The 7213-nt window shown below is 65.7% G+C and carries 9 protein-coding genes and 1 tRNA gene; 4 read left to right on the top strand and 6 right to left on the bottom strand.

The annotated features are described in order from the left end of the window. Nucleotides 1-134 precede the first annotated feature (134 nt). Genes NYP07_RS19505 through NYP07_RS19495 form a run of 3 tightly spaced genes read left to right on the top strand, consistent with a single transcriptional unit; the run spans nt 135 to nt 3076 of the window. Nucleotides 135-464, top strand: coding sequence for a hypothetical protein (locus tag NYP07_RS19505; RefSeq protein ID WP_268153401.1), 330 nt, complete (start codon nt 135-137; stop codon nt 462-464). 10 nt (nt 465-474) lie between these two features. Continuing rightward, nucleotides 475-1674, top strand: a complete 1200-nt coding sequence (locus NYP07_RS19500) for an AAA family ATPase (protein ID WP_268153400.1) — start codon at nt 475-477, stop codon at nt 1672-1674. Beyond that, nucleotides 1667-3076 carry a TniQ family protein gene (locus NYP07_RS19495; protein ID WP_268153399.1) on the top strand — a complete coding sequence of 470 codons (1410 nt, stop codon included), beginning with the start codon at nt 1667-1669 and terminating at the stop codon, nt 3074-3076. The genes NYP07_RS19500 and NYP07_RS19495 overlap by 8 nt, the downstream gene beginning before the upstream one ends. A 117-nt stretch (nt 3077-3193) precedes the next feature. Here NYP07_RS19495 and NYP07_RS19490 read toward each other — a convergent pair. Beyond that, nucleotides 3194-3269: transfer RNA gene (locus tag NYP07_RS19490), tRNA-Arg, on the bottom strand. A 134-nt stretch (nt 3270-3403) separates the two neighbouring features. Between NYP07_RS19490 and NYP07_RS19485 the strand changes: the two genes are divergently transcribed. Beyond that, entirely contained in the window at nt 3404-3943 is a 540-nt protein-coding gene (locus NYP07_RS19485; RefSeq protein WP_268153398.1) for a c-type cytochrome, read from the top strand. 46 nt (nt 3944-3989) lie between these two features. Here NYP07_RS19485 and NYP07_RS19480 read toward each other — a convergent pair whose 3' ends face one another. Genes NYP07_RS19480 through NYP07_RS19460 form a run of 5 tightly spaced genes read right to left on the bottom strand, consistent with a single transcriptional unit; the run spans nt 3990 to nt 7146 of the window. Next, nucleotides 3990-4511, bottom strand: coding sequence for a DUF2946 family protein (locus NYP07_RS19480; protein WP_268153397.1), 522 nt, complete (start codon nt 4509-4511; stop codon nt 3990-3992). A 14-nt stretch (nt 4512-4525) separates the two neighbouring features. Further along, nucleotides 4526-5491 (bottom strand): YheT family hydrolase, encoded by a 966-nt coding sequence (locus NYP07_RS19475; protein ID WP_268153396.1) that lies wholly within the window; start codon nt 5489-5491, stop codon nt 4526-4528. Nucleotides 5492-5509: 18 nt separating this feature from the next. After that, a complete protein-coding gene (locus NYP07_RS19470) occupies nt 5510-5965 on the bottom strand; it encodes a YybH family protein (RefSeq protein ID WP_268153395.1) in 456 nt (151 codons plus the stop codon). Between the two features lie 16 nt (nt 5966-5981). Further along, on the bottom strand, nt 5982-6197 hold the full coding sequence (locus tag NYP07_RS19465) for a zinc-finger domain-containing protein (protein ID WP_268153394.1): 216 nt from the start codon (nt 6195-6197) through the stop codon (nt 5982-5984). Between the two features lie 16 nt (nt 6198-6213). Then, complete coding sequence (locus tag NYP07_RS19460; protein WP_268153393.1) at nt 6214-7146, bottom strand: branched-chain amino acid transaminase; 933 nt, start codon at nt 7144-7146, stop codon at nt 6214-6216. Nucleotides 7147-7213: the final 67 nt, after the last annotated feature.

Raw genomic sequence — 7213 nt, 5'->3', positions numbered from 1 at the left:
GCCACGGTGCTCCAGCACCATGCGCACGGCGCGCTCACGCACCTCGGGCGAAAACTTCGGGGACTTCTTCATGGCTCCATTCTCTTGAGTTGGAGCCTCCTCGATTCCCGGGGCGATTCACTTCGAAGCTCAGCTTGAAGCCCGAGGACTTCGATGAGCGCCTGGCTCGTCAGCAGGCAGAGACCAAGTTCGTTCTGGCCAGCAAATGTCTGCTCGGTGCATCTGCGCCTGATGAGTCGACGTTGAACGGGGAGCGGCCGTTCGACTTCGCCCGCGGGCCGGCTCTGCTGCCCGAGCTGCCCCGGTCCAAGCAGATGCCTGAATCTGAGCAGTTGCTTCAGGCCTCACCGCCACCGGCATCTTCTGCATCCGCTGTGATGCAGACGCTTGCCGGCATCAAGCAAGCCGCCCAGGTGCCGGCGGTGCAAAACAGGCCCGTGGTGAGCAACAAGGGCTTCTTCTGAAGGTGCGCAAATGACAACGAACTTTGAAAACCTAATGACGGAAGCCACGCACGCCGAACGGCATGCAGACGATGAGGCGCTGATCGCCCTTGATCGTGGGCGGGCGTTGCAGCTGCCGGCGACCAAGCGACTGCGCTGGTTTTTCCTCCACCCCATCTTGCACCGCGAGCTTGATCGCGTTCGTCACGATGTCCTGGAGCTGATGGAAGACAACAACGACGTCAGCATCGTCTCGGTCATCGGCCTGTCCGGGGTGGGCAAGACCACTGCCTCGAGGCTCATCCGCGAGAACCTCTTCGAGATCTTCTCTGCGCAGATCAAGGAGGGGCACCTCCCTGTCCTGTACGTGGAGGCACCCGCCAATGGAGAGAAGCGGATGTCCTGGCGCGTGCTTTACCAACGCATCCTTCACGCGGGCGGTGCGTTCGCCGTACCGTCGATGCGGGCCGCTCGCATCGTCGAAGGACGTCTTGTGCGCAGCTTCGGTCGAGCCAGCATCCCAGAGCTGCGTGAGTTCATCGAGACGATGGTCCAACAGCGAGGTGTGCGCGTGCTGATCATTGACGAAGCGTTGCACCTGCTGCGCAACGAAAACCTGGACGTGTTGATGGACACGCTCAAGAGCCTGTCTGATATCGGCGGCCTCAAGCTGCTGTTTATCGGCTCGTACGACATCGCCAAGGTGATGACTCAGTATGGGCAGATCGCCAGACGCGCGGAGATCGTGCACTTCCAGCCGTATGACCTTCCCGACGTCGATGACAGCAAGCAAGAGCAACAGCCGCCGCAGTCACCCCGAGACGGCGAATCTTCAAGCGATGCGTACGAGTTCTACGTTGCGCTTCAAAAGAACCTGATGCTCTGGCCCTGTCCGGTCGTGCCTGACCTCCTGAGGATCTGGTGGCAACTCATGGAGGTGTGCCTCGGGTCTGTCGGGCTGCTGAAAATGCTTCTGTTGCGACTGGCGGCGCTGCAGATGAGCAGCACGTCGGGCCTTCCCACAACTGGCATGTTGAGGAAGGCCGGCAAATCAAAAAAGGCGCTTGAAAAGTTGAGCTCTGACCTCGCCGGCGGGCGGGAGGATTTGAGGTTCGCCTGCTATGGCGAATCCAAGTTGATGGACGACTACAACGAGCTCATCCGGTCGGTGATGGCGCCCATTCCCCAGCCGCCCGCGACTGCACCCCAGCCGGAGTCCTTCCATGCCTGATGACCTTGCCGGAACCTCCGTGCCTGACGCGCCACCGTCGCTGTATCCGCTGCAGCCTCGCGGCGCGGGCACGGAGGAGGTGGAGAGCCTGTACAGCTACATCCTCAGCCTGGCGGGCGAGCATTCGCTGCCGACGCGGGTGCTGCTAGATGAGCTCGCATCGCTTCCTGCATGGAAGGAACTGGGCCATTCACTAGGACGGTTTTGGGACGGTGACTATGGCGCCAACCTCGTCGGCGTATGCCGTGTCGCCAAGCGATGGGCCGATCTGCTTCAGGCTGCGACTGGGGTGCAAGCGTTGCAGCACTGCACGCTCTCGGGCGTGTCCCAATATGTGTGCGGCATCGGCCTCATCACTTCCCGGCCGCGTGTCTGCATCCAGTGCCTTGCCGACGACATCGAAACCGGTTCGTTGCCCTACGAACGTCTTTGGTGGCGCGTCGCTGCAGCCAAGTGCTGCCCCCGACACAACGCGTATCTCGTCGAGCCGCAATGCACCGCAGAGAAGCTGACGGGGCCCCTCAGAATCCCTAAGCGCTCAGGGGTGTGCTCCACCTGTGGTTCGGTGGGGCACAAATGTCACCCTGACGCGCCTACGGAGACTCCTACAGCAAACGAGGTCTGGACGGCTCAACAGGTTCGGAAGATGGTGGTCGCTCTCCCTACGCTTGCCAAATCAGATCACCGGCAGATGAAGGACGAGATCGCGCACTATTGCTCGATAGGAGGCGGCCGCTCAAGACTCGCTGAACGGGTCAACATGGCCAAGTCACAGATGAGCCACTGGCTGCGCAAGGTCAATGCGAAGACATCGCTGCCCCAGCTGCTTGACATCGCAAACGTGGAGCAGTTTGACCTCACGCAAGTGCTGCTCGGGGATCTCAGGAAGGTGCCCGTTCCCGGCGAACGGCAGCCCCGGCGGAAGAAGAAGATCAGCCGGCACGTCGATCACCAGGCGTTGCGGTGGCAGCTCAAGGCTGCGCTTGTGCAAGGCAAGTCGGTTTCCAAAGTAGCGGCGGAAAGCGGCGTCGACATCTCCACCGTTGCCAAGCACGAGGACCTGTACCTGGAAATTCGAGAGAGGACGTTGGACGAACTTGAAGCTGCGGACCGAGACCGACGGCAACGGGCCGTTGAAGAAGCGGAGACCGTCCTGGAGTTGCTGGTCGAGCAGGGCGTGACCCCATCGATGAGGGCGGCTTCCGATCTCACGGAGTCGGCGTGGTACCCCTCACAGCTCAGGGCGCTGTCTCTGACGATGCTGCGGATCAACTTGGGCGATCAGCGCCTCACCGTTCCCTTGCGCATGGCAGCAACGAGCCACGAATATCGAAGGATGCTGGAGGTCAGCGCGCGACGGCTTCGAAAGAAGCTCGGCTTCACGGCTACAGCGGATCAGTGACCCTGGGCCACCTCGGGCAACCAATTCGTGGCCCAACTTGACTTCAAGCATATCGCTGCATTCCCGCCACGAAATGCTTACCTTGCCACGAGGCAAGGACTTACGAAGAGAGCCACTTGGCGCGCCCGGTTGGGATCGAACCAACAACCCCTGCCTTCGGAGGGCAGTACTCTATCCATTGAGCTACGGGCGCGAAGCCGCGCATTCTAACAGCGGGCTTCCCCGACCCAGGGAGGCGGGTGGGTGCCACCTATAATTCGCCGGTTTTTCGTGCCGCGCGCTGCGTTGCATGCCAAGAAAACCGACGAGGATCGACAAGAGGAATCCATGAGCGCCAGCCACGATCACGACCACGACGAAGCCCACACCGGCCCGATCAAGACCCCCAAGCAACTCGCCTGGGCCGTGCTGTTCGCGTTCGTGGTGCCTGTGATCGTCATCATCATGCTGGCCAATTACGTCAGCACCGCCACCAAGCCGGCCGCCGGCACGGACGCGCTGGATGTGCAGGCCGTGGCCGAGCGCATCGCGCCGGTGGCGCGTGTCGAGGTCAAGGATGCCAACGATTCCGGTGCGATGAAAACGGGCGAGCAGGTCTTCCAGGCCCAGTGCTCGGCCTGCCACGCGACCGGCGCCGCCGGTTCGCCCAAGTTCGGCGACGCGGCCGCCTGGGGCCCGCGCATCAAGAACGGCATCGAGGCGCTGCTGAACTCGGCGCTGAGGGGCAAGGGCAATATGGGCGCCCAGGGCGGCGGCGATTTCTCGGACTTCGAGATCCAGCGCGCCGTGGTCTACATGGCCAACAACGGTGGCGCCAAGTTCGACGCGCCCAAGATGCCGGCCCCGGCCGCCCCGGCCGCGAACTGAGAGGCCCTCCACCGATGCCAGAGCCCGCCGCGTGCGGGCTTTGCCTTTATTGGGCCGGCATCGGCCGCCGCTGGTAGCCGAACAGGGCCGGCAGCTTGGCGGCGATGCAGTCCTGCGGCGTCCAGTGGCCGGCCTCGACGGCCTCGGCGGCCAGGGCCATGTCGGCGGTGTGCACGAGGCCCAGGCCGAGGTCGGTGCGCAGATAGAGGCGGCCGGCCTCGTCCAGCCAGGCCGATTCGACCTGCGCCTCTTGCCCGGTGTGGCTGCGCACGCCGCCGCCCGGCTGCAGGCGCCAGACCCAGGGCGTGTTCTCCAGCTCCACGTAGACGCGCTGCGGGCCGTTCTGGAAGAACCAGGCGCCGCGCTCGTCCGACGCGTAGTTGCGGCCGATGAAGGCGAGCAGCTTGTCGTGCTCGACGCGGCTGCCCTTCACGCGCGGGAAGCGGCCGGCGCGCTGGATGCGCTCGTCGCGCATATACCAGTCGCCGCGCGCGTCCAGCGCCAGCCAGCCGTAGCAGTGGGGCACGTTGGGCCATTTCTTCAGCGCGGCTTCGACGATGGCGTCCATAGGGCTGCGTTCCTTCAGCGGTGCTTCCAGAGCCAGTCGCAGACCTGCTCGGGCATGGTCCGCAGATGGCCGGGCAGCGGGCCGGCGGGGAAGCCGACGTGGCCGCCATGGCCGGGTTGCCAGAGTGTCACATAAGCGCCCACTTCAGCGGCATGCGGCAGGCTGCGGCCCGGCACGAAGGGGTCGTTGAGCGCGTTCAGCACCAGGGCCGGGATGCGGATGCGGTGCAGATGGGGCTTGGCCGCGGCGCGCGCCCAGTAGTCCTCGGTGCTGCGGAAGCCGTGCAGCGGCGCGGTGAAGAGCTTGTCGAACTCGTAGATCGTCGTCGCCCGCTTCAGGCGCTCGCCGTCGAACAGGCCCGGGTGCTGCTGCAGCTTGCGCAGCGCCTTGGGGATCATCGTGCGCAGGAAGCGGCGCGCATAGACCTGCCTGTTGAAGCCGCGGTCGATGGCCGCGCCGGCGGCGGCGAGGTCGATGGGCGAGCAGATGGAGCAGACGGCATGGGCCGTCTGCGCGGCGGCGGCGCCGGCTTCCTCGGCCCAGCGCAGCAGCGCATTGCCGCCGAGCGACACGCCGGCCGCGATCAGCGGCGCGCCGTGGCGCTCGCGCAGGCGCTGCAGGATCCAGCCGACCTCCTCGAAGTCGCCCGAGTGGTAGGCGCGCGGCGCGCGGTTCAGTTCGCCCGAGCAGCCGCGGAAGTGCGGCAGGGCCATCGCCCAGCCGCGCGCACGCGCCGCGCAGGCGAAGGCGACGCTGCTGTGGCTGGTGCGGTCGCCTTCGAGGCCATGGAACAGCACGAACAGCGGCGCACCGGCCGGCGCATCGGCCAGGAAGTCGACGTCGATGAAGTCGCCGTCCGGCGTGTCCCAGCGCTCGCGCGTCCAGGCGGGCGGCCTGCCGTCGTGCTGGCGGCTGAAGAGGGCCGGCCAGATGGTCTGGGCATGGCCGCCGGGTAGCCAGCGGGGGGCGCGGTACTGCATGCGCCTGACTCCTGATTCCTAGTGCAGGGTGCCGGCGTCGGCGACGAGTTCCTGGACATCGCCCGCACTTCCGGGGCTGGCATGGTGCAGCACCAGGCGCCAGCCCAGTGCCGTCTTCAGATAGACATTAGTCGCGATGACCCAGGCGGTCGGGGCTGATTGGCCGGTCTCGCCGTGCAGCTGCACGCGCTCCAGCACATGGTGGATGGCGCAGTCGCCGCTGTGCAGGCGGCGCACCCGCTCCGGGTGGACGTTGACGGCGCCGCGCTCGAACACGGCCGCGAAGGCCGCGCGGATGGCGGGCAGGCCGACGATGCGCGGGCCGCCCGGGTGCACGCAGGCGACCTCCTCGTCATCGGCCCACAGGGCCATCAGGTGGTCGAGGTCGGCATGCTGCAGGGCCTCGTAGAACTGGGCCTCGGTGTCGTCGGGCGAGGCCAGCAGCGCGGCCTGCTGGGCAGTGGAGCGGCGCATGCGGGCGTGGTCCGGTTCAGTGCCCGCCGCCGAGAACCTCGCCGGCCTTGAGCTTGTAGGCCGTGCCGCAATAGGGGCACTGGCCCTGGCCGCCGTGGGTCAGGTCGATGAAGACCTTGGGGTGGGTGCTCCACAGCGCCATCTTGGGGTTGGGGCAGAAGACCGTGCCGTTGTCGTTGCAGTCCCTGGCGGTCACTTCGACGGTGGCGGGGGCTTGGGTGGGGGTGCTCATGGGGTCGTTCTCGTTCTCAGACGGCGGTCAGCCACTCGGCGTACTTCGGGTTGCGGCCGTTCACGATGTCGAAGAAGGCCGACTGGATCTTCTCGGTGATGGGGCCGCGCGAGCCGCTGCCGATCTCGACGCGGTCCAGCTCGCGGATGGGCGTGACCTCGGCGGCGGTGCCGGTGAAGAAAGCCTCGTCGCAGATGTAGACCTCGTCGCGGGTGATGCGCTTCTCGACCAGCTTGAGCCCAAGGTCCTGGCAGATCGCGAAGATGGTGTTGCGGGTGATGCCGTTCAGCGCGCCGGCCGACAGGTCGGGCGTGTAGACGACGCCGTTCTTGATGACGAAGAGGTTCTCGCCCGCGCCTTCGGACACGAAGCCGGCCGCGTCCAGCAGCAGGGCCTCGTCGTAGCCGTCATCGGTGGCTTCCATGTTGGCCAGGATGGAGTTGGTGTAGTTGGACACCGTCTTGGCCTGGGTCATCGTGATGTTGACGTGGTGGCGGGTGTAGGAGCTGGTCTTCACGCGGATGCCGCGCTTCATGCCGTCCTCGCCGAGGTAGGCGCCCCAGCTCCAGGCCGCCACCATCAGGTGCACCTGGTTGCCCTTGGGGCTGACGCCGAGCTTCTCGGAGCCGATCCAGATCAGCGGGCGCAGATAGGCGCTCTTCAGGCCGTTGGCCTTGACGACCTCGCGCTGGGCCTGGTTGACCTGCTCCTGCGAGAAGGGGATCTTCATGCGCAGGATCTTGGCGCTGTTGAACAGGCGCTCGGTGTGCTCCTGCAGGCGGAAGATGGCCGTGCCGTTGACCGTGTCATAGGCGCGCACGCCCTCGAAGGCGCCGCAGCCGTAGTGCAGGGTGTGGGTCAGCACATGGATCTTGGCGTCGCGCCAGTCGACGAGCTCGCCGTCCATCCAGATCTTGCCGTCGCGGTCGTGCAGGGGGGCGGGAACCATCGGGTACTCCAGGGCTGAAGAAGAAACGGTGATTTTACGGAGAGCCCGCACGGACCGGCCGCCACTC

It is taken from the genome of Pelomonas aquatica (genome assembly GCF_026712205.1).
Lineage (GTDB): Bacteria > Pseudomonadota > Gammaproteobacteria > Burkholderiales > Burkholderiaceae_C > Pelomonas > Pelomonas aquatica.
This window is presented reverse-complemented; position numbering and strand designations above follow the sequence as displayed.